General features: G+C 73.7%; 22 protein-coding genes. 5 read left to right on the top strand and 17 right to left on the bottom strand.

What is annotated here, in order from left to right:
• Positions 1 to 168: 168 nt before the first annotated feature.
• From D6B71_RS09095 to D6B71_RS09080, 4 genes are read right to left on the bottom strand one after another with little or no spacing between them, the layout of a single operon-like run.
• Positions 169 to 2808, bottom strand: coding sequence for an ABC transporter permease (locus D6B71_RS09095; RefSeq protein ID WP_126688219.1), 2640 nt, complete (start codon positions 2806 to 2808; stop codon positions 169 to 171).
• Positions 2805 to 3536, bottom strand: a complete 732-nt coding sequence (locus D6B71_RS09085; protein WP_121254209.1) for an ABC transporter ATP-binding protein — start codon at positions 3534 to 3536, stop codon at positions 2805 to 2807. Before D6B71_RS09085 ends, D6B71_RS09095 begins: the two co-directional genes overlap by 4 nt.
• On the bottom strand, positions 3533 to 3706 hold the full coding sequence (locus D6B71_RS22675) for a hypothetical protein (protein WP_164519587.1): 174 nt from the start codon (positions 3704 to 3706) through the stop codon (positions 3533 to 3535). The genes D6B71_RS09085 and D6B71_RS22675 overlap by 4 nt, the downstream gene beginning before the upstream one ends.
• On the bottom strand, positions 3703 to 4311 hold the full coding sequence (locus tag D6B71_RS09080) for a PadR family transcriptional regulator (protein ID WP_121254207.1): 609 nt from the start codon (positions 4309 to 4311) through the stop codon (positions 3703 to 3705). Before D6B71_RS09080 ends, D6B71_RS22675 begins: the two co-directional genes overlap by 4 nt.
• Before the next feature lie 222 nt (positions 4312 to 4533).
• On the opposite strand from D6B71_RS09080, the gene D6B71_RS09075 reads away from it, so the two are divergent.
• Positions 4534 to 5316, top strand: a complete 783-nt coding sequence (locus D6B71_RS09075; RefSeq protein WP_121254205.1) for an SDR family oxidoreductase — start codon at positions 4534 to 4536, stop codon at positions 5314 to 5316.
• A 19-nt stretch (positions 5317 to 5335) separates the two neighbouring features.
• Here D6B71_RS09075 and D6B71_RS09070 read toward each other — a convergent pair whose 3' ends face one another.
• Positions 5336 to 6100, bottom strand: coding sequence for a hypothetical protein (locus D6B71_RS09070; protein WP_126688218.1), 765 nt, complete (start codon positions 6098 to 6100; stop codon positions 5336 to 5338).
• An 83-nt stretch (positions 6101 to 6183) separates the two neighbouring features.
• Entirely contained in the window at positions 6184 to 7080 is an 897-nt protein-coding gene (locus D6B71_RS09065; protein ID WP_206051642.1) for an LLM class flavin-dependent oxidoreductase, read from the bottom strand.
• Between the two features lie 83 nt (positions 7081 to 7163).
• On the opposite strand from D6B71_RS09065, the gene D6B71_RS09060 reads away from it, so the two are divergent.
• Positions 7164 to 7505, top strand: a complete 342-nt coding sequence (locus tag D6B71_RS09060; RefSeq protein WP_121254202.1) for a hypothetical protein — start codon at positions 7164 to 7166, stop codon at positions 7503 to 7505.
• 50 nt (positions 7506 to 7555) lie between these two features.
• Here D6B71_RS09060 and D6B71_RS09055 read toward each other — a convergent pair whose 3' ends face one another.
• The 4 genes from D6B71_RS09055 to D6B71_RS09040 are packed head-to-tail and all read right to left on the bottom strand — an operon-like array spanning position 7556 to position 11466.
• Entirely contained in the window at positions 7556 to 8239 is a 684-nt protein-coding gene (locus D6B71_RS09055) for a histidine phosphatase family protein (protein WP_121254200.1), read from the bottom strand.
• Positions 8240 to 8249: 10 nt separating this feature from the next.
• A complete protein-coding gene (locus D6B71_RS09050; RefSeq protein ID WP_121254198.1) occupies positions 8250 to 9335 on the bottom strand; it encodes a phosphotransferase family protein in 1086 nt (361 codons plus the stop codon).
• Positions 9332 to 10210: an SDR family NAD(P)-dependent oxidoreductase gene (locus tag D6B71_RS09045; RefSeq protein WP_121254196.1), complete on the bottom strand. Its 879-nt coding sequence runs from the start codon at positions 10208 to 10210 to the stop codon at positions 9332 to 9334. Before D6B71_RS09045 ends, D6B71_RS09050 begins: the two co-directional genes overlap by 4 nt.
• On the bottom strand, positions 10207 to 11466 hold the full coding sequence (locus D6B71_RS09040) for an acyl-CoA dehydrogenase family protein (protein WP_121254194.1): 1260 nt from the start codon (positions 11464 to 11466) through the stop codon (positions 10207 to 10209). Before D6B71_RS09040 ends, D6B71_RS09045 begins: the two co-directional genes overlap by 4 nt.
• Positions 11467 to 11585: 119 nt before the next feature.
• On the opposite strand from D6B71_RS09040, the gene D6B71_RS09035 reads away from it, so the two are divergent.
• The gene (locus D6B71_RS09035; RefSeq protein WP_126688217.1) at positions 11586 to 12140 is read left to right on the top strand and encodes a BTB/POZ domain-containing protein; all 555 of its coding nucleotides are present in this window, start codon (positions 11586 to 11588) and stop codon (positions 12138 to 12140) included.
• Positions 12141 to 12516: 376 nt separating this feature from the next.
• Here D6B71_RS09035 and D6B71_RS09030 read toward each other — a convergent pair whose 3' ends face one another.
• On the bottom strand, positions 12517 to 14721 hold the full coding sequence (locus tag D6B71_RS09030; RefSeq protein ID WP_121254191.1) for a 3-hydroxyacyl-CoA dehydrogenase NAD-binding domain-containing protein: 2205 nt from the start codon (positions 14719 to 14721) through the stop codon (positions 12517 to 12519).
• Between the two features lie 269 nt (positions 14722 to 14990).
• The gene (locus D6B71_RS09025; RefSeq protein ID WP_121254189.1) at positions 14991 to 16202 is read right to left on the bottom strand and encodes an acetyl-CoA C-acetyltransferase; all 1212 of its coding nucleotides are present in this window, start codon (positions 16200 to 16202) and stop codon (positions 14991 to 14993) included.
• Positions 16203 to 16278: 76 nt separating this feature from the next.
• Here D6B71_RS09025 and D6B71_RS09020 point away from each other — a divergent pair, with 76 nt between their 5' ends.
• Together D6B71_RS09020 and D6B71_RS09015 are read left to right on the top strand one after the other, a co-directional pair.
• Positions 16279 to 17025: a MerR family transcriptional regulator gene (locus tag D6B71_RS09020; RefSeq protein ID WP_240641231.1), complete on the top strand. Its 747-nt coding sequence runs from the start codon at positions 16279 to 16281 to the stop codon at positions 17023 to 17025.
• Between the two features lie 152 nt (positions 17026 to 17177).
• Positions 17178 to 18062, top strand: coding sequence for an NAD(P)H-binding protein (locus D6B71_RS09015; protein ID WP_121254186.1), 885 nt, complete (start codon positions 17178 to 17180; stop codon positions 18060 to 18062).
• A gap of 22 nt (positions 18063 to 18084) precedes the next feature.
• On the opposite strand, the gene D6B71_RS09010 is transcribed toward D6B71_RS09015, so the two are convergent.
• The 5 genes from D6B71_RS09010 to D6B71_RS08990 all read right to left on the bottom strand — a co-directional run bounded on the left by D6B71_RS09010 (position 18085) and on the right by D6B71_RS08990 (position 23146).
• Positions 18085 to 18801, bottom strand: coding sequence for a CPBP family glutamic-type intramembrane protease (locus tag D6B71_RS09010; protein ID WP_240641230.1), 717 nt, complete (start codon positions 18799 to 18801; stop codon positions 18085 to 18087).
• 169 nt (positions 18802 to 18970) lie between these two features.
• Positions 18971 to 20470 (bottom strand): DEAD/DEAH box helicase, encoded by a 1500-nt coding sequence (locus tag D6B71_RS09005; RefSeq protein WP_121254184.1) that lies wholly within the window; start codon positions 20468 to 20470, stop codon positions 18971 to 18973.
• 334 nt (positions 20471 to 20804) lie between these two features.
• Positions 20805 to 20999 carry a CsbD family protein gene (locus D6B71_RS09000; protein ID WP_121254182.1) on the bottom strand — a complete coding sequence of 65 codons (195 nt, stop codon included), beginning with the start codon at positions 20997 to 20999 and terminating at the stop codon, positions 20805 to 20807.
• A gap of 86 nt (positions 21000 to 21085) precedes the next feature.
• Entirely contained in the window at positions 21086 to 22549 is a 1464-nt protein-coding gene (locus tag D6B71_RS08995; RefSeq protein WP_121254180.1) for a flavin-containing monooxygenase, read from the bottom strand.
• Between the two features lie 153 nt (positions 22550 to 22702).
• Positions 22703 to 23146, bottom strand: a complete 444-nt coding sequence (locus tag D6B71_RS08990; protein WP_121254178.1) for a pyridoxamine 5'-phosphate oxidase family protein — start codon at positions 23144 to 23146, stop codon at positions 22703 to 22705.
• Between the last annotated feature and the right edge of the window lie 152 nt (positions 23147 to 23298).

Raw genomic sequence — 23298 nt, 5'->3', positions numbered from 1 at the left:
CTGCTGGGTCCACGCGGCGGCCGCCCCCCTCGGCGCAGTCGCGTGGGTCTGGTGAGTTCACCCAAGGGCTCCGGGGCCGGGCCGTCAAGCACCCTGAGGGAGCAAGTTGTGAATCGTTGTCCAAAGGTGGCTGCCCCGAGCCCCGCTCGCGACCGGCTGCGAGAGCCGTCAGTCGAGCCGCGACGCCAACGGCAGCCGCGACCGGGCGGCCAGGCCCACGATCGCCGCGGTGAGCAACGGCAGCGCCACGACCACGCCCAACACCAGCAGCCAGGGCACGTCGAGGTAGTGCCCCTCGGCCTGCCCCGCGTCGGTCCAGCCCCGTCCGGTCAGCGGGAAGGTGACCGCGATGCCGGGCACGAACCCGACCGCGGCACCGAGGACCGCACCCACCAGGCCGACGACGAGGGCGTACGCGGCTGCGACCGCGCGGCGGGTGCGGGGCCCGGCGCCCACGGCCGCGAGGGTGGCCAGGTCGGGGCGGGCGTCGGAGAGCGCGAGGAACGTGGCGGTGAGGGTGCCGCCGAGCATCAGCAGCGCGCCGAGCCCGGCCAGCACCAGCTGGACGATCACGGTCTCGTCGGGCGTCTGGTAGCCGCGCTCGACGTAGACGTCCGCGCGGGCGCTGACCTCACCGACCGCGTCGGACAGCCGCTCCTCGTCGGCGGGCGCGAGGTCGCCGTCGACCAGCAGCCCCACCGGGGAGACCGTCAGCCCGAGCTCCTGCGCGAGCTCGTCGGAGAGGACGGCCCGGAACGGCGCGTAGCCGTTCGTGACCGGCACGACGAGCGCCGGCGCCACCGCCGAGGTGCGCTCGGCGCGGCCGCGCGGAGGATGCACGGCGGCCTTGACCGTGAGCCGGTCGACGCCGGTCGCCGGCTCAGCACCGAACACCAGCACGCCGCCGTCGGCCAGGACCCGTTCGGCGCGCTGCCACGTCGTCGCCGGCTGGTCCGGCAGGGCGACGGGAAGCGCTGCCGGACCGACCAGGATCGACGACCCCATGGTCGACCCCCAGCCCGACAGCCGCACCGCACCGTCGTCGTGGCGGAAGCGCAGGTCGGTCCATCCCCGGGCACCCTCGCGCACCCCTCGCATGTCGATGACCGTGGCGTCCGGCACCTGCGCCTCGGCCGCGCGCCGCATCGCCGCCCAGTCCGGCGGCGCGCCGGAGGTGGCGGTCACACTGCCCATGCCGGCGGGGAGGGAGGCGGTGTACTCCCCCCGGTTCTCGGCCTCGTCGCTGGTGACGGCGATCCCCAGCGCCACGACACCGGCCACGGTGGCCGCCACCGCGGCCACCGCCGGCACCGTCCGGGTGCGGTGCCGGGCCGCGTCGCGCGCGGCGTACCGCACCGGCAGGGGCAGCCGCCCGGCGACGCGCGCGACGGCGGCGACGACCACCGGCACCAGCGCGATCATGCCGAGCACCGCGACCACGGCGGAGGCGGCGATGACGGCCTCGCCGTTCTGGTCCGCCCGGGCGCCGTACGCCGACCCGGCCACGCCGGCGCCGAGCACCAGCAGCCCGAGCAGCGGCGACCGGCGGCTCGGCGGACGGTCCCCCCGCCGTCCGCCGAGCACCGCCACCACGTCCTGGCGCGAGGCGATCCAGGCCGGCACCAGGGCCGCCAGCAGAGCGCTCACCAGGCCGAACGAGGCGATGCCGGCCAGCTGGAGCCACGGCACCTGGAACGGGCCGAACCACTCGCCGCTGAACCGCTGAGCCAGCGGCAGCAGCGCCCAGCCCAAGCCGATGCCGAGCCCGACCCCGCCGAGCGAGGCCAGCCCGCCGAGGACGATCGCGCTGCCCAGCACCACCCGACGCGCCTGGGGCGGGCTGCCGCCACTGGCCGCCATCAGCGCCAGGGTGCGGGTCTGCCGCTTGGCGCCGACCGCGAAGGCAGGGCCGGCCAGCAGCACCACCTCGAGCAGCACCATCGCCACGACCAGGGCGAGGACCGCCGCGGCGGCGTCGTCACTGCCGGTGTACTCGTCGGCCATCGTGGAGGCGGGCGGGTCGAGCACGACGGCTCGCGAGAGCACGAGCAACCCGAGGCGGTTGAGGTCGAGGACCTGGCTCCAGCTGACCGGTCCGCCGCCCAGCAGCCACTCGTCGCGGCCCGACTGCGGCAGCCCGAGCGCCCCGGGCCCGGCGGCGACGAACGGCTGGTCACGAAAGATGGTCGACTCGGCGGTGCCGACGATGGTGCGCGTGTCGTCGGCACCGACGGTCACCAGCTCGAGCTCGCCGCCCAGCTGCGAGCCACGGTCGAGGAGCGCCTGGTTGACCACCACCTCGTCGTCGGCTCGCGGCCACCGCCCCTCGGTCAGCCGGGCCAGGCCGTCGGTGAGCGGGTCGGCGAGATCGGTCTCCACGGCCATCGCCGTCGCCACCCCGGCGTCGGTGCGCACCCGGCGGACCCCGTCACGCACCGACACGGCCGGCCGGCCCCCGCCGAGCACGTCGGTGACGTCCTCGAGAGTGGGCCGCCTGCCGTCGCGACGCCCGCCGTAGGCGAGACCGTCGTCGGGGTCGGGCGCTTGGTACTCCACGACGTCGGCGGCGTTCTGCGAGATCACCCGCGCATCGGCGGCTCCCAGCCGCCGGTCGAGGCCCTCGGCGGCGTTGACCTCGGCGGTGCTGATCACCACGTCGGCCGCGGTGACCGCGAGCACCGGCAGCGCGATCATCACCAGCACCAGGATGCTGCGGCCCCGGGCCCGGCGGGCGTCGCGCGCGGCGACCCGGAGCGCGAGCCGCCAGCCGGTCCACCAGTGGGTGAACCGGCCGCCGGAGACGCTCATCGGGTCAGGCCCGGCTCGAGCAGCGCGTCGACCGGGGACGAGCCGGTCTCGTCGACCACGACGCCGTCGCGCAGGAAGACCACCCGGTCGGCCCAGGCGGCGTGCCTGGCCTCGTGGGTGACGAGCACCCCGGCGGCACCGGCGTCGCAGCGGGCGCGCAGCAGCCGCAGGATCTCCTCGCCGGTCTCGGTGTCGAGGGCGCCCGTGGGCTCGTCGGCCAGGATCAGGCGGCGCTCGCCGACGACCGCGCGGGCGATCGCGACCCGCTGCTGCTGGCCGCCGGACATCTGGTCGGGGAACCGGTCGGCGAGGTCACCGATGCCGACCTCCTCCAGGGCCGTGCGGGCCGCGTCTCTCGCCTTGCGGGTGCGGGCGCCGTCGAGCTCCAGCGGCATCGCGACGTTCTCCGCGGCGGTGAGGGCGGGGATCAGGTTGAAGTCCTGGAAGACGTAGCCGATCGAGGTGCGCCGCATCCGGGCCAGTTCGGCCTGGCGCAGCGAGCCCAGGTCCCGGCCCTCGACGGCGACGGTGCCCTCGGTGGGGGTGTCGAGACCGCCGGCGAGGGTCAGCAGGGTCGACTTGCCGGAGCCCGAGGGGCCCATCACCGCGACCAGCTCGCCGGCCGAGGCGATGAACGACACCGAGTGCAGCGCCCGCACCGCGGTCGCGCCCTCCCCGTGCACCCGGGTGACTCCGGTCAGCTGCAGCACGTCGGTGCTCCGCGTCATCGTGCCACCTCCCGACCCTCGAGCCGGTCGCCGCGGCGCCGCGGACGCGGACCGGCGGCGCGCAGCCGGGCCCGGGCGGTGTCGAGCCAGCGCTCCTCGGCGCGATGCAGGAGGGCTGCCTCGGTCACCGCCAGCAGCGGCGCGCCGTCGGTCTGGCCGACGCGGGTCACGACGTCGCCCCGCTCGGGCGCGGCGCCGCGGCGCCCTCGCTCGGCGTACCGGGCCGTTGTTGCGCCGCCCGCTCGACCGCGGCCCGGCGGACCCTCGCCTCACAGTGGTCGAGCCACCGGATCTCGGCCTCGGCGGCGAAGACCAGCGAGTCGAGCACGAGGGTCCAGGCGAGATCGGCGCCGTCGCTCGACGCGGGGGCGCGGCCGCTGCGCTTGAGACGGGTGTAGTCCTGGAGCGCCGCCATCGTGGCGCTGCGCTGCTGTTGGATCACCGTGCCGACGTCGACGCCGGGCACGGTCACCGCGAGGGCGAGCTTGATCGCGAGCTCGTCACGAGGCGGCTGGGTGCGGTTGACCGGGGTGGTGAACCAGGTCGCCACCTCGGCGCGGCCGGTGTCGGTGATCCGGTAGACCACGTGCCCCTCGTCGTCGGAGCCGGCACCTGCGACCAGGCCGTCGCGCTCGAGCCGGGTCAGCGTCGTGTAGACCTGACCGACGTTGAGCGGCCAGGTCGCGCCGGTGCGCTGCTCGAACTCCGCGCGGAGCTGGTAGCCGTACATCGGCTCCTGCTCCAACAGCGCCAGCAGCGCCTGCTTCACCGACATCGGTGCCCCCTCGTCGTGGGTCACGGCTCCGAGCCGGCCGTGAATACCGGGTATGTATACCACGTATGCACACCCCCCGTCGCCCCGCTGGTCGTGCCCTTCGAGACGGCTCGTCCCTCGCCTCCTCAGGAACCGTGCCTGCAGACGCGCCATGGCGCTTCGTGGGGCACACGACCCGCCCTCACGCCCGGTGCCGCACACCGGTCGGGCACACTGCCGCGCATGAGCGAGCCCCGCGAGTCCTCCCCGAAGACGATCCTGATCACCGGCGCCTCGTCCGGCCTCGGCGCCGAGATGGCCCGCCAGTTCGCCGCGAAGGGCTACGACCTCGCGCTGTGCGCCCGGCGCACCGACCGGCTCCAGGAGCTCGCCGTCGAGATCACCGCCGCCCACCCCCGCCGGCGGGTGGAGTACCTCGCGATGGACGTCAACGACCACGACCGGGTGTTCGAGGTGTTCCGCGAGTTCCGCGCCCTGTTCGGCCGGCTCGACCGGATCGTGGTCAACGCCGGCCTCGGCAAGGGCGCCCCGCTGGGCACCGGCGGCTTCGAGGCCAACCGCGAGACCGCGATGACCAACTTCGTCGGCGCGCTCGCGCAGACCGAGGCCGCGATGGAGGTCTTCCGCGACCAGCAGGCCGGCCACTTGGTGATGGTCTCCTCGATGTCGGCGATGCGCGGCATGCCCAAGACCATGACGACGTACGCCGCCACGAAGGTGGGCGCCGCCTGGCTCGCCGAGGGGCTGCGCAACGAGCTGCACGGCAAGAAGCTGGGCGAGAGCGTGAAGGTCACCGTGCTCTACCCCGGCTACATCGCCTCGGAGATGAACGAGCACGTCGCCCAGAAGACCAAGATGATGGTCTCGACCGAGAAGGGCGTGCGGGCGATGGTCGACGCGATCGTCGCCGAGAAGGGCTCCGCCTGCGTGCCGCCGCTGCCGTGGGCACCGCTGTCGGTGGTGATGAAGCACGCGCCGCTGGGGCTGTTCAAGAAGCTGATGTGAGGCTGCGGCTCCCGCCCGGTCAGCCCGTCCAGCTGAGCTCCCGCACCAGCACCCGGTGGCCGGCGTCGGTGGTCACGACGAGAGGCGCCAGCTGGACCTGGTCCCAGGCGGCCCGCCAGTCGCCGGAGTCGTGGAAGACCGTGTAGCCGGGCAGCACCGTGCCGCTGGCTCCCGTCACCGCGCGGTCCGCCTCACCCGGAGCCTCGATCCGGACCCGGGCCTCGCCGGGCACCGCGCCCAGGAGCAGATAGTCACCGCCGGCCACGAGCCCGTCGGGTCCGCGCTCGCCGAGCACGTTCCCGCCGTAGAGGTCCATGCCGTCGCGCGCCTCCTCCGCCTCCGGTCGCAGCGCGAGGATCGTGCGCAGGATGCGGTCGCCGACCCGCACCCCGGTCGCCACGTAGTCGGCGCCCGCCCCCGCCGTCTCGGACCCGGGCCGGGCCGCGTAGAGGACCTGCTCGTGCTCGCCGACGCGGCCCAGCACCACGACCTCGCCGAGCACGCGTCCGTCCTCCCAGGTGCCGATCAGTCGCCCGCCGCCCGGCAGCGGCACCGAGCCCGATCCGGGGGGCCGACGCACCTTCGACCGCTGCCTGTCCGGCGCCGGCTCCGCGGAGTCGGTCGGAGCCGCGGGCGTCACGGTCGGCGCCGCTGCCCCGCCGGTCTGCTCGTCGCCCTCGGCGCGCATCCAGCCCGGCACCAGCGCGAGCGCCACGACCACGGCGGCCACGAGCACACCGGTGAGCACCGCCGTGAGCGCCGGCAGCCGCGAACGTGTCCTCATCCCGAGATTCACCATGCTCCTGGGACGCCGGCCGGCGACGGAAGGTTGTCGCCGCCGGTGCTGGGTCCGCGTCAGGCCGGCATTCAGGCCAGCAGGTCGGCCACCCGCGCGACCTGGTCGAGAGCCGCTCCGGTCGGGATCAGCTGCACCTCGTCGGCACCCAGGTCGGCGAACCGGTCGAGCGTCACGCGCAGCTCGGCGGGAGTGCCCGCGAAGCCGGTCGCGGGCGCCATCGCGTCGACGTACCGCTGGGGGATCCAGTTCATGTAGTGCCGCAGGTGGCGGTGCACCTGGTCTCGAGCGGAGCCGTCGCCGTCGTCGAGGGCGAACCAGAACGACGTCGTCAGCCGCGGCTCGGGGCGGCCGGCCTCGCGCCACGCCTCACGCACGAGGTCGAACTGGGCGGCCACCCCCGCTGGGTCGAGGTCGAGGGTGATCCCGGCCAGGCCGTCGGCCCAGGCGGCCGAGCTGCGGATCGTGCGCGGGCCGGTGCTGCCGACCAGGAGCTCGGGGCCGCCCGGCTGCGCCGGAGGCGGCCCGACCGGGCGCTGCGCCTCGGTGACCCGCTCGCCGGCCCAGACCCGCCGCATCACCGCGGCCCGCTCGGCCAGGCCGGCCATGGTCCGCGTGGACCAGTCGGCACCGGCGGCGCGGTAGTCCTCCTCGCGACCGCCCACCCCCAGCCCGACGCTGAGCCGGCCCCCGCACAGCTGGTCGCCGGTCGCCAGCGCCTTGGCCAGCATCACGGGGTCGTGCAGCTGCGGCACCACCACGGTGGTCGCGATCCGCACCCGGCTCGTCCACGCCGCGACGGCGCCGAGCAGCGTGAGGGTCTCCGGGTTGTCGAAGGCCATCCGCTCGCCGAAGCACACCGACGAGAACGGGCCCTCGTCGACGGCTCGCGTCCACGCCTCGAGCGTCGTGGCGCCGTCGGCCCACACGTCGGGCTCCATCACCGGGAGCGTCATCCCCACCTGCACGGTCGCCACCCTCGCAGCCCCCGCCGCCCTCGTCACCCGAGGTCCCGGTCCGCGGCACGGGACGGCGCGGCACACTGTCGCCCATGGCAGCGCGGGAGCGGAAGAGTCGCGAGCAGCGGGACGCCGAGACGCGCGCGCACCTCGACGACCTGGGCGCCGGCCGCGGCCGCGGCGAGGAGCAGGTCGGCTGGCTGCGGCAGATGGGCCGCGACCTCGTCGAGGACTCGCTGTTCGTGCTGGTCCAGGCCGTGCTGTTCGTGGTGCCCGCGGCCGTGGGCTGGTGGGTCGCCGGCGGTGTCGGGCTGGTCGTGGGCCTCGTGGTCGGTGCCGGCTGCTGGCTCGCGCTGTGGGTGGTGCTGCTCACCTCGGGGGTCCGGGCCGCCTGGCGCGGGTGGCGGGCCGGGCGGGCGCGACGCTCCGGTTGAGGCGGCCCCGGCCGATGTCGTGAAGCCGCAAGCGCCTGCACTCCCGCCGCTCAGCGATAGGTGAGGTGCTCACCCTCCAGATGCGGGTGCTCGTTGAAGGTCAGCAGCCGGGCGCCGGTCGAGCCGACCACGACCCGCGTGAGCGAGGAGTTCACCACCACGGTGTTGAACCGGCTCCACAGCCGCGCGGTGACCGCCTGGTCGTCCCCGGTCGGGTCGACCAGCGCCGCGGCCGCCGCCGCGATCGGACCGCCCGAGGTCACCACCGCGACCGTGCCGCCCTTGCCGGCCCGGGCGCAGGCGCGGCCCAGCGCCCCGCGCACCCGCGCCACGAACCCGGCGTACGTCTCGGGATAGGCGACGCCCTCCTCGGCCGCGGCCCACCGCGCCGTGGCCTGCTCGAAGAGCCGCTGGAACTCCCGGCGGTCGTGGGGCAGCTCCCCGGCCGGGCCGTGCAGCGCCGCGTCGGCCGCGACCACGCCGAGGTGGTCGAACTCGTCCCAGCCGGCATCGACCTCCAGCGGGGTCTCCCAGCCGGCGCCGGCGAGCAGGCTCTCCGCGGTCTCCCGGTGGCGGCGCATGTCGCCGCGCACCACCACGTCGGGGGCGACGCCGCGGGCGGCCAGCCACTCCCCCAGCAGCCGCCCCTGCGCCCACCCGGTCTCGGACAGCACGTCGTAGTCGTCGGCCCCGAACGAGGCCTGGCCGTGCCGGACCAGCAGCACCACTCCCACGCGCGCGCCCTCAGCCGGCGATCAGCCGGCGGCAGCGGGTCTCGAGGTAGCCCACCGCCGGGCCGAACACGGCGTACGCCTCGTTGGTGGTCTGCTTGTGGAAGTAGCGGAACCAGATCTGCTGGGCGATCACCGCCAGCCGGAACAGCCCGAACACCTCGTAGAAGCGCCACTGGTCGGCGGTCACCGAGTAGCCCATCCGGGCGCAGTAGCGCTCCACGATCTCGGCGCGGGTCATCATGCCGGGCAGCATCGAGGGCTGCCGGCTGAACATCTGGAAGAACTCGTCGTCGTCGCGCTGCACCCAGTAGGCGAGCGCGCCGCCGAGGTCCATCAACGGGTCGCCGACGGTGGCCATCTCCCAGTCGAGGACGCCGACCACGCGGGTGCGGTCACCGGGCGCGAGCACCAGGTTGTCGAGGCGGAAGTCGTTGTGGATCAGCCGCTGGTCGACGTCGGCCGGCTGCTGCTGCGCCAGCCAGGTGGTGATGTCGCTCCAGTCGCCGGTGTCGTCGGTGCGGGCGCGCTCGAAGCGCCCGGTCCAGCCCGACACCTGCCGCTCCACGTATCCGGGTCCGCGGCCGAGCGCGGCCAGGTCGGGCACCGCGGCGACGTCGACCGAGTGCAGGTCGACCAGCACGTCCCACGCGTTGCGGCACAGCGCGGAGATCTGCTCCTGCGGCAGGTCCCAGGGCAGGTCCTTGCGGGGGATCGTGCCCTCGAGCCGCTCCATCACGTAGAACTCCGAGCCGATCACCGCGTCGTCGGTGCAGTGCCCGACCATCGTCGGCACCAGGGCGAAGACCGGCTTCAGCGCCGACTGGATGCGGAACTCCCGGCCCATGTCGTGCGCGCCCGCGGCCTTGGTGCCGGCCGGCGGGCGCCGCAGGATCAGGTCGCGATCGGGGTAGCGCAGCAGGTAGGTCAGGTTCGACGCCCCGCCGGGGAACTGGCGCACCTCGGGCGTGCCGGCGAGGTCGTCGGCGAACGCGGTGGCGTTCTCGCGCAACCAGGCGGCCACCGCCTCGACGTCGAACGCGTCCTCCTCGCGCACCTGCTTGGCCGGGTTGCCGGCGTCGCGGTCGGCCTGGGTCACCGTGTCTCCTTCGTGGGGTCGGCTCGGTCCGGGTCCGGTGGGAGGTCCGCCCCCGCCATCCGGTGCAGCTTGGCGGCCTGCCGCCGCATCACGACGTCGTACGCCGCCCGGTCGGCCTGCTTGAGCGCGTAGGCGTCGCGGGCCGGCTGGTCGGGCAGGATCAGCTCCTCGCCCCGGTCGAGCGCCTCGAGCACCGCCGCCGCGATGTCGTCGGCGCTGAACGGCGAGCTCTCCACGAGGTGGGCGACCACGCCGGTGAGCGCGGCGTCCTCCGCCGGGGAGTCGCGCAGCGAGTCGACCAGGCTCGTGCGGAAGTACGACGGGCAGACGGCGTGCGCGGTGACGCCGAAGGCGGCCAGCTCGTGGCCGGTGGTCTCGGTCAGCGCGACCACCGCGGCCTTGGTGGCGTTGTAGGAGGCCATCCCGGCGGGGTGGACCAGGCCGGCCAGCGAGGCGATGTTGACGATCCGGCCCGAGCCCTGGCGTTTGAGCAGCGGGGTGAAGGTGCGGGTGCCGCGGACCGCTCCGAACAGGTTGATCTCGGTGATCCACCGCCACTCGTCGATCGGCGCCACGTCGAGCCGGCCGCCCCCGGCCACACCGGCGTTGTTGACCAGCACGTCGAGGCCGCCCCAGGTGGCCTCGACGTGGTCCAGCGCGGCGGCCCAGTCGTCGTCGGAGGTGACGTCGAGGCGCAGCACGTGGCCGGTGGTCGAGCCGCCCCCGGTGGTCGAGACTGCCGAGACCCGGTCGGTGCGCAGCACGCGCGCCCCGCGCGCCTCCCACGCCGCCGCGAGGGCGGCGCCGAGGCCGCTCGCGGCTCCGGTGACGAGCACCCGCTCGCCGGTCGCGGGGCCGGGAGTCGCGCCGGTCATCGCCGGGCTCCGTACTTGCCGAGCTCGAGCCGCGCGACCATCCCGCGGTGCACCTCGTCGGGCCCGTCGGCCAGCCGCAGCGCCCGGGCCGCGGTGAAGGCGCCGGCGAGCGGGAAGTCCTCCGACAGGCCCGCGCCGCCGTGCACCTGGATGGCGAAGTCGATGACCTGCTGGGCCATGTTCGGCACCGCGACCTTGATCGCGGCGACCTCCGACAGCGCGTTGAGGGGGCCTCCCTGGTCGAGCTTCCAGGCGGCGTCGAGCACCAGCAGGCGCGCGGAGTCGATCGCGATCCGGGCGTCGGCGATGCGCTCGCGGTTGCCGCCGAGGTTGGCCAGCGGCTTGCCGAACGCGGTGCGCTCGAGCGCCCGCTTGCAGGCCAGCTCGAGCGCCAGCTCGGCCAGACCGATCAGCCGCATGCAGTGGTGCACCCGGCCCGGGCCGAGCCGGCCCTGGGCGATCTCGAAGGCCCGGCCGGGGCCGCCGATGATGTTGGCCGCCGGGACCCGCACGTCGGTGAAGGAGACCTCGCCGTGGCCGAGCGGCTCGTCGAAGTGGCCCATCGCCGGCAGCAGCCGCTCGATCCGCACGCCCGGGGTGTCGCGCGGCACCAGCACCATCGAGTGCCGGTGGTGCCGGTCCGCGTCGGGGTCGGTGACGCCCATGAACACGAAGATCGCGCAGTCGGGATGCCCCACGCCCGTCGACCACCACTTGCGGCCGTCGACCACGACCTCGTCGCCGTCGACGACCGCGGTGGCCTCCATCGTGGTGGCGTCGGAGGAGGCGACGCCGGGCTCGGTCATCGCGAAGGCCGACCGGATCCGGCCGTCGAGCAGCGGCTCGAGCCAGTCACGGCGCTGCGCCTCGGAGCCGTAGCGCAGCAGCACCTCCATGTTGCCGGTGTCGGGCGCGTTGCAGTTCATCACCAGCGGCGCGATCGCGGAACGGCCCATCGCCTCGGCCAGCGGCGCGTAGTCGACGTTGGTCAGCCCCTCGCCGCCGTCGGTGCCGAACCGCGCGGCGTACTCACCGGCGTGCTCCTTGGGCAGGAAGAGGTTCCACAGCCCCCGCTCCCGGGCCTTCGCCTTGAGCTCCTCGAGCACCGGCAGCGGCTGCCACGGGTCGCCGGCGCCGGCCCGGCGGGCGGCGAGCTCGTCGTGGTAGGCCGACTCGACGGGGTCGACCTCCTCGGCGAGGAAGGCGCGCACCCGGGCGGTGAGGTCGGCCGCGCGGGGCGAGGGCGAGAGGTCCATGGCTGCACACCCTAGGGTGTGGCCGGTCGTGGTTGGCGCCCCGCACAAGGCGTCTCAGTCACGGAGAACACCGCGGTCGGCGGTGGCCGCCGGGCGGGCGCGGTGCCAGGATGCTGGGCGTGCACCCGCCGCGCTCCTCCGTTCGCTCCGGCCGTGCGGCCGTGGCGGTGGTCGCGCTCGCGGCGAGCGCCTTCCTGGCGGGCTGCTCGGGCGAGGACGACTCCGAGCCGGAGGCACGGCTCTCGACGGTGCGCTCCGGGCTCGCGGCGATGTTCGCCGGGGACCATGCCGTCGAGCGCGACATCACGGCCGGCAACTGCTTCGCCGAAGCGCTCACCGACGAGGTGGACCTGGCGGACCTGCGGGAGGCGGGCGTGCTCGACTCGTCGTACGCCGTGGTCGCCGAGCTGCCTGCGTTGACGGAGGAGCTCGCGGTGCCGTGGGCCCGGGCCCAGCTGGCCTGCACCGACTTCGCCGAGGAGTCGGCGCGGGCGCAGGTCGCGGCGAGCAAGGGCGCGGCCGACGCCGAGGCGTACGCCGGGTGCCTGCGCGCCGCGCTCTCCGACTCCGACCTCGAGGCCGCCCTCGTGGAGACGCTCACCGGCACCTGGGACGGCCCGGCGTTGACCCGGCTCGCGGCCGCCCAGACCTCCTGCGCCGTCGACCCGCGCTGACCCGCCACTCGTGGTTGGCCAGGGGACGCTGACCCGTCACTCGTGGTTGGTCAGGGGACGCCGACCCGCCACTCGCGGTTGCCCAGGGGGCGCCGACCCGCCACTTCTGGCGACGCAGCGACGGGTGACCTGCCACGTGTGGTGCCCGATGGCTGCCATGAACGGCACGACCCGCCACCTCCGTGCGACGGGAGGTGGCGGGTCGATCGGTCGACCGTGACCACACGTGACGGGTCGGGGTCGTGAACGCAACCACGAGTGACAGGTCAGCGCCCCGAACACCACCACAAGTGGCAGGTCAGCGCCCCGAACACCACCACAAGTGGCAGGTCAGCGCCCCGAACACCACCACGAGTGGCAGGTCAGCGCGAGGGGATCACGCCGGGAAGGACTCGCCCTTGGCGGCCATGTCACGCAGGTACGCCGTGGGGCGGAACCGGTCGCCGTAGGCGTCAGCGAGCTCGTCGGCACGCTTGACGAACGCGGCCAGGCCGATCTCGCCGTCGGCACCCTCGTAGCCGAGCATGAACTGCGCGGCGCCGCCGGTCATGGGCGGGAAGCCGATGCCCATGATCGAGCCGATGTTGGCCGCCGCGGCCGAGGTGATCACGCCCTCCTCGAAGCACTTCGCGGTCTCGAGGGCCTCGATGACCAGCATCCGGTCCTTCATGTCCTGCAGCGGCACCTGCTCCTCGGCGACCGGGAACGCCTCGGCCAGGCCCTTCCACAGACCCTGCCGCTGGCCGTTCTCGTCGTAGTCGAAGAAGCCCGCGCCCTTCAGCCGCGAGGGGCGGCCGAGCTCGATCATCTTCGCGACGACCTGCTCACCCGCGCTCGGCACCCACTCGCGACCCTCGCGGGCAGCGGCCTCGGCGTTGGCCTTCTGGATCTTGACCATCAGCTCCATGTTGAGCTCGTCGGTCAGCTGCAGCGGACCCACCGGGTAGCCCGCCTGGGTTGCGGCGCGGTCGATCGAGACCGGGTGGCAGCCCTCGGCGAGCAGCGCGAGACCCTCCATCACCTGGGTGCCAATCACCCGCGAGGTGTAGAAGCCGCGGCTGTCGTTGACCACGATCGGGGTCTTGCGGATCTGCTGGACCACGTCGTAGGCCTTGGCCAGCGCCTCGTCGGAGGTCTCCGCGCCGCGGATGATCTCGACGAGCGGCATCTTGTCGACGGGGCTGAAGAAGTGCAGGCCGATGAAGTCCTTGGGCCGGTCGACACCGGAGGCCAGCTCGGTGATCGGCAGCGTCGAGGTGTTCGAGCACAGCAGCGCGTCGGGGTTGACGTGCGGGGCGATCTCGGCGAACACCTTGGCCTTCAGGGCCGGGTCCTCGAAGACTGCCTCGATGACCAGGTCGCAGCCGGCCAGGTCGGCGGCGTCGGCGGTCGCGGTGATCCGCGAGAGCAGCTCGGCCATCTTCTCCTCCGTGGAGCGGCCCTTGGCGATCTGCTTGGCGAGGATCTTCTCGCTGTAGGCCTTGCCCTTCTCGGCGTTCTCGACCGCGACGTCCTTGAGCACGACCTGCATGCCGGCCTTGGCGCACACGTAGGCGATGCCGGCGCCCATCATGCCGGCGCCGAGCACGCCCACCTTCGTGGCCTTGAACGGCTCGATGCCCTGCGGGCGCAGCGAGCCGGCGTTGATCGCCTGCAGGTCGAAGAAGAACGCCTGGATCATGTTCTTCGCGCCCTGGTTGACGATCAGGTTGGTCAGGTAGCGCGACTCGATGCGCGAGGCGGTGTCGAAGTCGACCTGGGCGCCCTCGACGGCCGCGGACAGGATCGCCCGGGGCGCCGGGTAGACGGCACCCTTGGTCTGCTTGCGCAGCAGCGCCGGGAAGGCCGGCAGGAACTGCGCGAGCGCCGGCGACTTCGGGGTGCCGCCGGGCATCTTGTAGCCCTTGCGGTCCCACGGGTTGACCGCGGCGTCCGGGTCGTCGGCGTTCGCGGTCAGCCACGCCCTCGCGGCGGGAAGCAGCTCGTCCTGGCTCGCGACCAGCTCGTCGACCAGGCCCTTCTCGGCGGCCTGGGCGGCCTTGAAGCGGGTGCCGGGCAGCAGCACGTCCATCAGGCCCTGCTGCAGGCCGAGCAGCCGGACGACGCGGGTCACGCCGCCGCCGCCGGGGAGCAGGCCCAGGCTCGACTCGGGCAGGCCCACCTCGACCTTGCGGTCGTCCACGGCGACGCGGTGGTTGCAGGCCAGGCAGATCTCGAAGCCGCCGCCGAGTGCGGCGCCGTTGATCGCGGCCACCACGGGGCGGGGGAACTTCTCCAGGCGGCGCAGGTCCGCCTTGATCGCCTCGGCCATCGCGAAGACGTCGGCGGCGTCGTCCTTGGTCGCCTGCACCATGCTCTTGAGGTTGCCGCCGGCGAAGAAGGTCTTCTTCGCGCTGGCGATGATCACGCCCCGCACGTCGTCGACCTCGGCGTAGAGCCGGTCGATGGCCGCGGCCATGCCGGCCTTGTAGAGGTCGTTCATCGTGTTCGCGCTCGACGTCGGGTCGTCGAGGGTGAGGGTGACGATGCCGTCGGCGTCGCGCTCGTAGCGGACGGCGGTCTGGGTCTGGGTCTCGCTCATGGAAGTCCTTGAGTCCTTGCTCGAAAGTGCCGGAGAAGAGTTCGGGGTACGCCGGGGGCGTGGGGTGGGGGGTGGCGATCGGTCGCCGGTGGCTCAGCGGGGGGTCACGGCCTCGTCGCCGGGCCGGTGGCGGTGGCCGGTGGCGGTGGTTGCCCTGGCGGGCACCTCACCGGGTCTCGACACGCGGGTCACGGCTTCGCAGGCTCAGCCCTGCCGCTCGCTCGTCCACCGTTGACCATCGGTGAACTGGTGCTGACCTCGTTCCTCGGTCAGACCAGTTCCACGATGGTCGCGATCCCCATCCCGCCGCCGACGCAGAGCGTGGCCAGGCCGCGGCGCTGGTCACGGCGGGCGAGCTCGTCGACGAGCGTGCCGAGGATCATCGCGCCGGTCGCACCCAGCGGGTGGCCCATCGCGATCGCGCCACCGTTGACGTTGGTGATCTCGGAGGTGATGCCCATGTCCTTCATGAACCGCAGCGCGACCGCGGCGAAGGCCTCGTTGATCTCGTAGAGGTCGATGTCGGTGGCCTCGAGGCCGGCCTTGGCGAGCGCCTTGCGGGCCGCCGGGGCGGGGCCGGTGAGCATGATCGTGGGGTCCGCGCCGGAGACGGCGGTGGCGATGATCCGCGCCTTGGGCGTCAGGCCGAGGCGGTTGCCGACCTCCTCGGTGCCGATCGCCATGATCGCGGCGCCGTCGACGATGCCCGAGGAGTTGCCGGCGTGGTGGACGTGGTCGATCTTCTCGACCCAGTGGTACTTCTCCAGGGCGACGTCGTCGAAGCCCGCGTCGCGGCCGATCTGGGCGAAGCTCGGCTTGAGCGCGCTGAGGCTCTCGACGGTGGTGTCGGGGCGGATCAGCTCGTCGTGGTCGAGCACGGTGAGGCCGTTGAGGTCCTTGACCGGGATCACCGAGTTCGCGAAGTAGCCGTTCGCCCAGGCCTTGGCGGCCCGGTGGTTGGACTCCGCGGCGAACGCGTCGACGTCCTCGCGCGAGAAGCCCTCGATGGTGGCGATCAGGTCGGCGCCGATGCCCTGCGGCACGAAGCCGGTGGCCAGCGCGGTGGCCGGGTCGGAGGCCCAGGCGCCGCCGTCGGAGCCCATCGGCACCCGGCTCATGCCCTCGACGCCGCCGGCGAGGATGAGGTCCTCGAAGCCGCCACGCACCCGCGACGCGGCCTGGTTGACGGCCTCGAGGCCGGAGGCGCAGAAGCGGTTGAGCTGCACACCGGCCACGGTGTCGGGGTAGCCCGCCTTCAGCGCGGCGGTCTTGGCGATGTCGCCGCCCTGGTCGCCGACCGGCGAGACGACGCCGAGCACCACGTCGTCGACCGCCTGCGGGTCGAGACCGGGGTTGCGGGTCTTGATCTCGTCGAGGAGGCCGACCACGAGGTCGACCGGCTTGACCTCGTGGAGTGACCCCGTCTGCTTGCCCTTGCCGCGCGGCGTACGAATGTGGTCGTACACGAAAGCTTCTGCCATGACCGTCCTCGGGTGGTGTGCGGGAGTTGCCCCATGATTGTGACACCATCAGTGTCAAGGTCAAGGGGGGTCCAGCGTGACCAACGCCAACACGGAGGTGGGAACGGTGCCCGACGCACCGCGCGAGCTGCTGACGCTCGACGAGCTGACCAAGCGCGTCGGCATGAGCGTGCGCAACGTGCGCTTCTACACCACCAAGGGGCTGGTTCCTCCGCCGATCCGGCGCGGCCGGCAGGGCTACTACTCCCCCGACCACGTGGCCCGGCTGGAGCTGGTGCAGGAGCTGCAGCGGCACGGCTTCACGCTGGCCGCGATCGACAAGTACGTCGGGCGGATCCCGCACGACGCCAGCCCCGAGGACATCGCGATGCACCGCGCGATGCTCGCCCCGTGGTCGCGCGACCTGCCGGTCGAGATGTCGCGGGCCGACCTCGAACGGCGTGCCGGCCGTGACCTCACCGACGAGGACCTCGCCACGCTGGCGGCGCTGGGCATCGCGATGCGCACCAAGCGCGGCCGGTTCGAGGTCGCCACCCAGCAGCTCTCGGTCGGGCTGGGGCTGCTCGACCTCGGCTTCCCGACCGAGGCCGCGCTCGCCGCCGCCGACGTCTACGCCGCGCACGGCCGGCAGATCGCCGAGGAGCTCTACGAGGTGTTCCGCACCCAGGTGTGGCCGCGCTACAAGGAGGCCGGGGCGGCGCCGGAGAAGGTCCGCGAGGTGGTCGAGAAGCTCAAGCCGCTCTCGGTCGCCAGCCTGGTCGCCGCCTACGAGTCCGCCATGGACGAGACCAAGCGCGAGGGCATCGCCAAGCGCGCCCGCTGAGACAGCTGGGACCGGGCGCCGCGGAGCGACCGAGATCGGCCGAGATCCGCCGCCGGTCACATCAGCGCCCTTCGCCGGCCCGGAAAGGGCCGTGGCGTGACCGGGAGCGTACGACGGCCCGGCCGCGACCAGGTCCGGCCTACGGTGGGCGCATGACCACGGTCCTGGTGACCGGCGCCACCGGCTTCGTCGGGCGCCGGCTCGTGCCCGCGCTGATCGAGCGCGGCTTCGAGGTGCGCGCGATGACCCGCCGGCCCGAGGACTACGCCGGGCCGGCCGACCCGGTCTTCGGCGACGTGCACGATCCCGGCACGCTGGCCGAGCCGCTGGCCGGCGTCGACGTGGCGATCTATCTCGTGCACTCCCTCGACGACGACGACTTCGAGCGCAAGGACGCCGCGGCGGCCCGCGCGTTCGCCGTGGCCTGCGGGGCCGGCGGCGTCCGCCAGATCGTCTACCTCGGCGGCCTCGGGCCCGACGACGCCCGACTCTCCGCCCACCTGCGGTCGCGGCGCGAGGTGGAGCGGCTGCTTGCGACCGGCGGCGTGCCGGTGACCGTGCTGCGCGCGGCGATCGTGGTCGGTGCCGGCAGCATCTCGTGGGAGATGACCCGGCAGCTGGTGAAGAACCTGCCCGCGATGGTGGTCCCGAAGTGGGCCTCGACGCGCACCCAGCCGATCGCCGTCGACGACCTGATCCGCTACCTGGCCGGCGTCGTCGACCGCGAGGAGGCCTTCGGCCGGGTCTTCGAGGTGGGCGGCCCCGACCAGCTCACCTACCTGGAGATGCTGCAGCAGGCGGCCGAGGTGATGATCGGGCGGCGGGTGCCGATCGTCACCGCCCCGGTGCTGACGCCGCGGCTCTCGTCGTACTGGCTGTCCTTCGTCACCGACGTCGACGTCACCACCGGGCGCAACCTCATCGACTCGATGGACACCGAGGTGGTGGTGACCGACGACGCGATCCGCGAGCTGGTGCCGGGCGACCCGATCGGGTACGCCGAGGCGGTGCGGCGGGCGCTGGCCGAGCGGTCCTGAGCGCGCTCGGCTTCGGTCATGCTCACGCGAAGAGCGCGGGCAGCACGAACACCATCGACCCCGACCAGGTGACGTGGGTCAGCGCGGGGCCGAGGATGCCGCCCGAAGCCCGCCGCTCGAGGCCGACCACGGCGCCCAGCAGCAGGGCGGCGAGGACGAGCATCGCGTTGCCGGTGGCGAGCGTGGTGAGCCCGTAGAGCAGCGTGGTCCACAGCACGGGGTGCCGCGGGATCGCCGCGTAGGCCGCGCCGCGGAAGAACAGCTCCTCGGCGACACCGTTGAGCGCGGTGACCGCGAGCACCAGCGGCAGCGCGCCGGCGTCGGCGATCTCGGTGACCGACTCGACCCGCTCGGCCAGCCACGGCACCTCGCGCACGACGAGCGCCCCGAGCGTGAACACGCCGGTCATCGCGACGGCCAGCACCACCGGGGTGAGCACCGGGCGGACGGTGCGGCTGCGCCAGGCGATCCGGCCCAGGTGCAGCGGACCCGAGGCGAGCGCTCCGGCGACCCAGACCGCGGCCAGCGTCAGCGTGGCCGGGTAGAACCAGGCGCTGCCCGGTTCGAGCCGGAGCGAGACCCCCAGCACGACCGCGCCGACGGCGAGGGTCGCGGCCACCACCCACTGCCGGCGGCGCAGCGCCGCCGGGGTGTCGCGCTGGTCGCGCGGGACGACGTCCCACAGCGCGCGCCGCACGGCACGCCCCAGGGCGTCACGCAGCAACCCGACCGGACCCACCCCGCCGAGCGTACGGCGGGGTGGGGCGGTCGGGTCGACTGCAGTCGGGGCGGGCGGCACCAGGGCGTCTCCCCCCACGCGCTTCGTGCACTCCTCACGCGCTGCACAACGCGTGCGGTGCGAGGGAATCACCGGATATCCGGTGATCCCCCGCCCCCAGCAGCGTGGGTCAGCGGCGCCCGGAGCTGAACGACGCGGCGCTGTGGCCACCGGAGGAGCCGGACGAGCCTCGACCACCGCGGCCACGGGAGCGACCCGAGCCGGAGCCCGAGGAACCGGCGCCCGAGCCCGCCTTGGTCGAACCAGACGAGGCGCTGCCCGAGCCCGAGCGGCCGCGGCCGCGCGACCGGCTGCGGCCCGAGCCGGAGCCGCCTCGGCTGCCGCCACCGTTGCCCGCACCCGAGCCGCCGCCGGGACGCGCGGCCGGCACGTCGGCGACGTACCCACCGGGCACCAGGGTGCGCTCGCCGGGGGCCAGCTCGGCGAGCACCGGGTGGGCGGCGCGGTCGAGCTTGGTGATGGTCGGCTTGATGCCCGCGGCGCGGGTCAGGTCGCGCACGTCGCGGCGCTGCTCGTCGGTCATCAGCGTGACGACGGTGCCGGCGGCCCCGGCCCGGGCGGTGCGGCCCGAGCGGTGCAGGTAGGCCTTGTGCTCGGTCGGCGGGTCGGCGTGCACGACCAGCGAGACGTCGTCGACGTGGATGCCGCGGGCCGCGATGTCGGTGGCCACCAGCGTGGTGGCCTTGCCGGAGTGGAAGGCCTCCATGTTGCGCACCCGTGCGTTCTGGCTCAGGTTGCCGTGCAGGTCGACGGCGGGGACGCCGCTGCGGTTGAGCTGGCGGGCCAGCGCCTTGGCGCCGTGCTTGGTGCGGGTGAACACCACCGTGCGGCCGGGGGCGCTGGCCAGGTCGACCAGCACGTCGACGCGGTGCTCGCGGTTGATGTGCAGCACGTGGTGGTCCATCGTCGCGACCGGCGACTGGGCCGAGTCGGCCTCGTGGGTGCGCGGGTCGCGCAGGTAGCGCTTGACCAGCACGTCGACGGCCTTGTCGAGCGTGGCCGAGAACAGCAGACGCTGACCGGTGGGCACCCGGTCGAGCAGTCGGCGTACCGCGGGGAGGAAGCCGAGGTCGGCCATGTGGTCGGCCTCGTCGAGCACGGTGACCTCGATCGAGCCGAGCGTGCAGTGGCCCTGGCCGATCAGGTCCTCGAGCCGGCCCGGGCAGGCCAGCACGATGTCGGCGCCGCGACGCAGCCCCTGCACCTGCGGGTTCTGGCCGACGCCGCCGAAGACGGTGGCCGTGGTGAGCCCGGCGGCCGCCGCGAGCGGCGCCAGCGACTCCTGGATCTGACCGACCAGCTCACGGGTGGGAGCCAGCACCAGCGCGCGCGGTGCGCCGGGGGCGGTACGCCGTCCCGATGCGGCCAGGCGGGCCACCAGGGGCAGCAGGAACGCGTAGGTCTTGCCCGAGCCGGTGCGGCCGCGGCCGAGCACGTCGCGGCCGGCGAGCGAGTCGGGCAGCGTCGCTGCCTGGATCGGGGTGGGGTCGATGATCCCGCGCTCGGCGAGCACGGCCGCGAGGTCGGCGGGGACGCCGAGGTCGGTGAACGACCGGGCGGCGTGGGCGACGGGAGTCGCCGGGGTGGAGGTGGACGGACGGGTAGACACTGCAGAAGACAAGAAGGGATCTCTCGGTGGCGTGTCTCGCCACGCTGATCCCGCCGGCGGCGGGAGCGAAGAAGCGTTGCCTCCGAACGGAGGAGCGCGGCGCCGGTGTGATCCGGCAACGCGCGCGAGCCCGAGGCAAGACTGGGCGGGCTCCTGGGTCCACTGTAGGGCAGGAGCCCGCCGGTCGTTGAATCTGGGTGGAGCTGGGCGCCGGGGCCGGGCCGGGCAGAGCGGCGCGATCGCGCCGGAACGCACCTCGGCCGTGCCGACCTGGGCGTGAAGCCCGACAGTCGCGCTGAGACGCGTCCTGCCGGAGGTCGGCCCCCGGGTGCGCCTACTTGGTCAACCCGTCCTTGGCGTTCTTGGCGGCGTCCTTGACGTGCTCGCCGGCGTCCTTGAGCGAGGCCTTGGTCTGGTCGGCCTTGCCCTCGGCCTGGAGCTCCTCGTCGTCGGTCGCCTTGCCGGTGCCCTCCTTGAGCTTGCCGCCGGCGTCGTCCAGCTTGTTGCCGACCTTGTCTCCGAAGCTCATCTGCGCCTCCTGTTGGTTCGCGGCGGGCGCTCGGGACGCGCCGCCTGCTCCCCCCTCCGGTGACCGGAGTGCGCCACGGCGAAACGTCACCGGAAGGTCAGCACCCCGTCGTCGACCGGGTCGCGCCGGATCGTGCGCACGTCGGTGAGGTAGTTCTGCTTCAGCATCCACGGGGCGCGGTCACCCTGCTTCGGCAGCCGGTCGAGGGCCCGTAGGACGTAGCCGGACTGGAAGTCCATGAACGGCCGCTCGCCGACGGCGGGGTCCTTCTCGGCGACGAAGACGCGGCGTCCGGTGCGGTCGAGGTGGCTCAGTACGCGCACGACGTAGTCGGCGACCAGGTCGGCCTTCAGCGTCCAGGAGGCGTTGGTGTAGCCGATCGTGTAGACGAAGTTGGGGACGCCGCTGAGCATCAGCGCCTTGTAGGCCATGGTCTGCTCCAGGCGGACCGGCTCGCCGTCGACCTCGAGCTCCATGCCGCCGAACGGCAGCAGGCGCAGGCCGGTGGCGGTCACGATCACGTCGGCCTCGACCTCCCGGCCGGAGCCGAGCCGGATGCCGTGCTCGGTGAACGTCTCGATGGTGTCGGTGACCACCGAGGCCCGGCCCCGGCGCATCGCCCGGAACAGGTCGCCGTCCGGCACGAAGCACAGCCGTTGGTCCCAGGGGTTGTAGCTGGGGCGGAAGTGCACGTCGACGTCGACGCCGGCCGGCAGCTGCTTGCGGGTGCCGGCCCGGATCAGCCGCTTCACGACCTCGGGGCGCCGCTGCGAGAGCTGGTAGAACGCGACCGCCTGCAGGATGTTCTTCCAGCGCACCACCGGATAGGTGACCCGCTGCGGGAGCCTGCTCAGCGCTCGGGCGACGGGGTCGCTCCCGGGACGGGAGAGGACGTACGTCGGGGAGCGCTGCAGCATCGTGACGTGCGCGGCCCGCTCGGCCATGGCCGGCACCAGCGTGATCGCGGTGGCTCCGCTGCCGATGACGACGACCCGCTTGTCGGTGTGGTCGAGGTCCTCGGGCCAGGACTGGGGGTGCACCAGCTCGCCGCGGAAGTCGTCCTGGCCGGGGAAGGTGGGCGCGTGGCCGGACTCGTAGTCGTAGTAGCCCGAGCAGCACCACAGCACGTCGCAGGTGATCTCGATCCGCTCGCCGTCGCGGTCGATCTCGAGGCTCCACCGGGCGGTGTCGCTGTCCCAGGCGGCGCGGACCACCCGGTGCCGGTAGCGGATCAGCCGGTCGACGCCGCGTTCGCGGGCGACCGTGCGCAGGTAGTCGAGGATCAGCGGGCCGTCGGCCAGGGCGGTGTCGCTCGGCCACGGCCGCCACCGGTAGCCGAAGGTGAACATGTCGGAGTCCGACCGGATGCCCGGGTAGCGGAACAGGTCCCAGGTGCCGCCGCTGACCTCGCGGCCCTCGAGCACCGCGATCCGCCGCCGTGGGTGGTGCTCGCGCAGCTGGCAGGCGGCGCCGATGCCGGACAGCCCGGCTCCCACGACGACGACGTCGAGGTGTTCGGACGGTCCGGTCGAGGGCTCGGGTGCGCTCACCTCGGGAAAGGTACCCGCCGGGCGGCGCGGTGGCAGCCTCACCGCTCAGGCGGTGGAACTCACGTTCGGCCCACGAAGCTCCGTGGGCGAACCGTGAGTTTCGTCGGCCCGGGGTGACGGATGGGCGACGAGTCCGGCCTCAGCCGCGCCGGCTCACTCCTCCGGGCGCAGGTGCAGCCAGGGCCGGTCGAGCCGGAAGGAGCGGCCGGTGATCAGCGTCGGGGTGATCTCGACGACGTCGTACTTCGGTGTGCTCACCCACGGTCGCAGGGGGACGTTCTCGGCGCGGTGCGCCTCGTCCTCCTCCAGGCGGCGGGCGTTGCCGCGCACGATGACGCTGGCGGCCTGGTGCTCGTCGTACTCGTCGACCTCGAAGACCACGTCGTGGTGCATCACCACGCCGAGCAGCTTCTCGCCCTCGGCGGTGCGGAACAGCAGCGTGCCGTGGTCGACCGCGTAGTTGATCGGGACCAGGTGCACCTCGTCGCGCAGGTGGAAGGCCAGTCGGCCGAACTCCTGCCGGTCGAGCATGCCCCAGCACTCCTCCTCGGAGAGCTCACGGACGACGTCCTCGTCCACGTAGTTCTCGCCGCCCATGCCGGCCTCCTCACGACGCCCTTCGACTGGGTACGACCGTAGCGACCGCGCGGGGGTCTAGGCGAGGGACGTTGGTCCCGATCGGGCGGGTCCGGTCCGGTGGAATTCGGACGACCTGCGTCTCGTCGGTCCCCGGTCGGGCGGCTGCCCGT

The sequence above is a fragment of the Nocardioides ferulae genome (assembly GCF_003660455.1).
GTDB lineage: Bacteria > Actinomycetota > Actinomycetes > Propionibacteriales > Nocardioidaceae > Nocardioides > Nocardioides ferulae.
The sequence above is the reverse complement of the archived record's forward strand: the minus strand, read 5'-3'. Positions and strand labels throughout refer to the sequence as shown.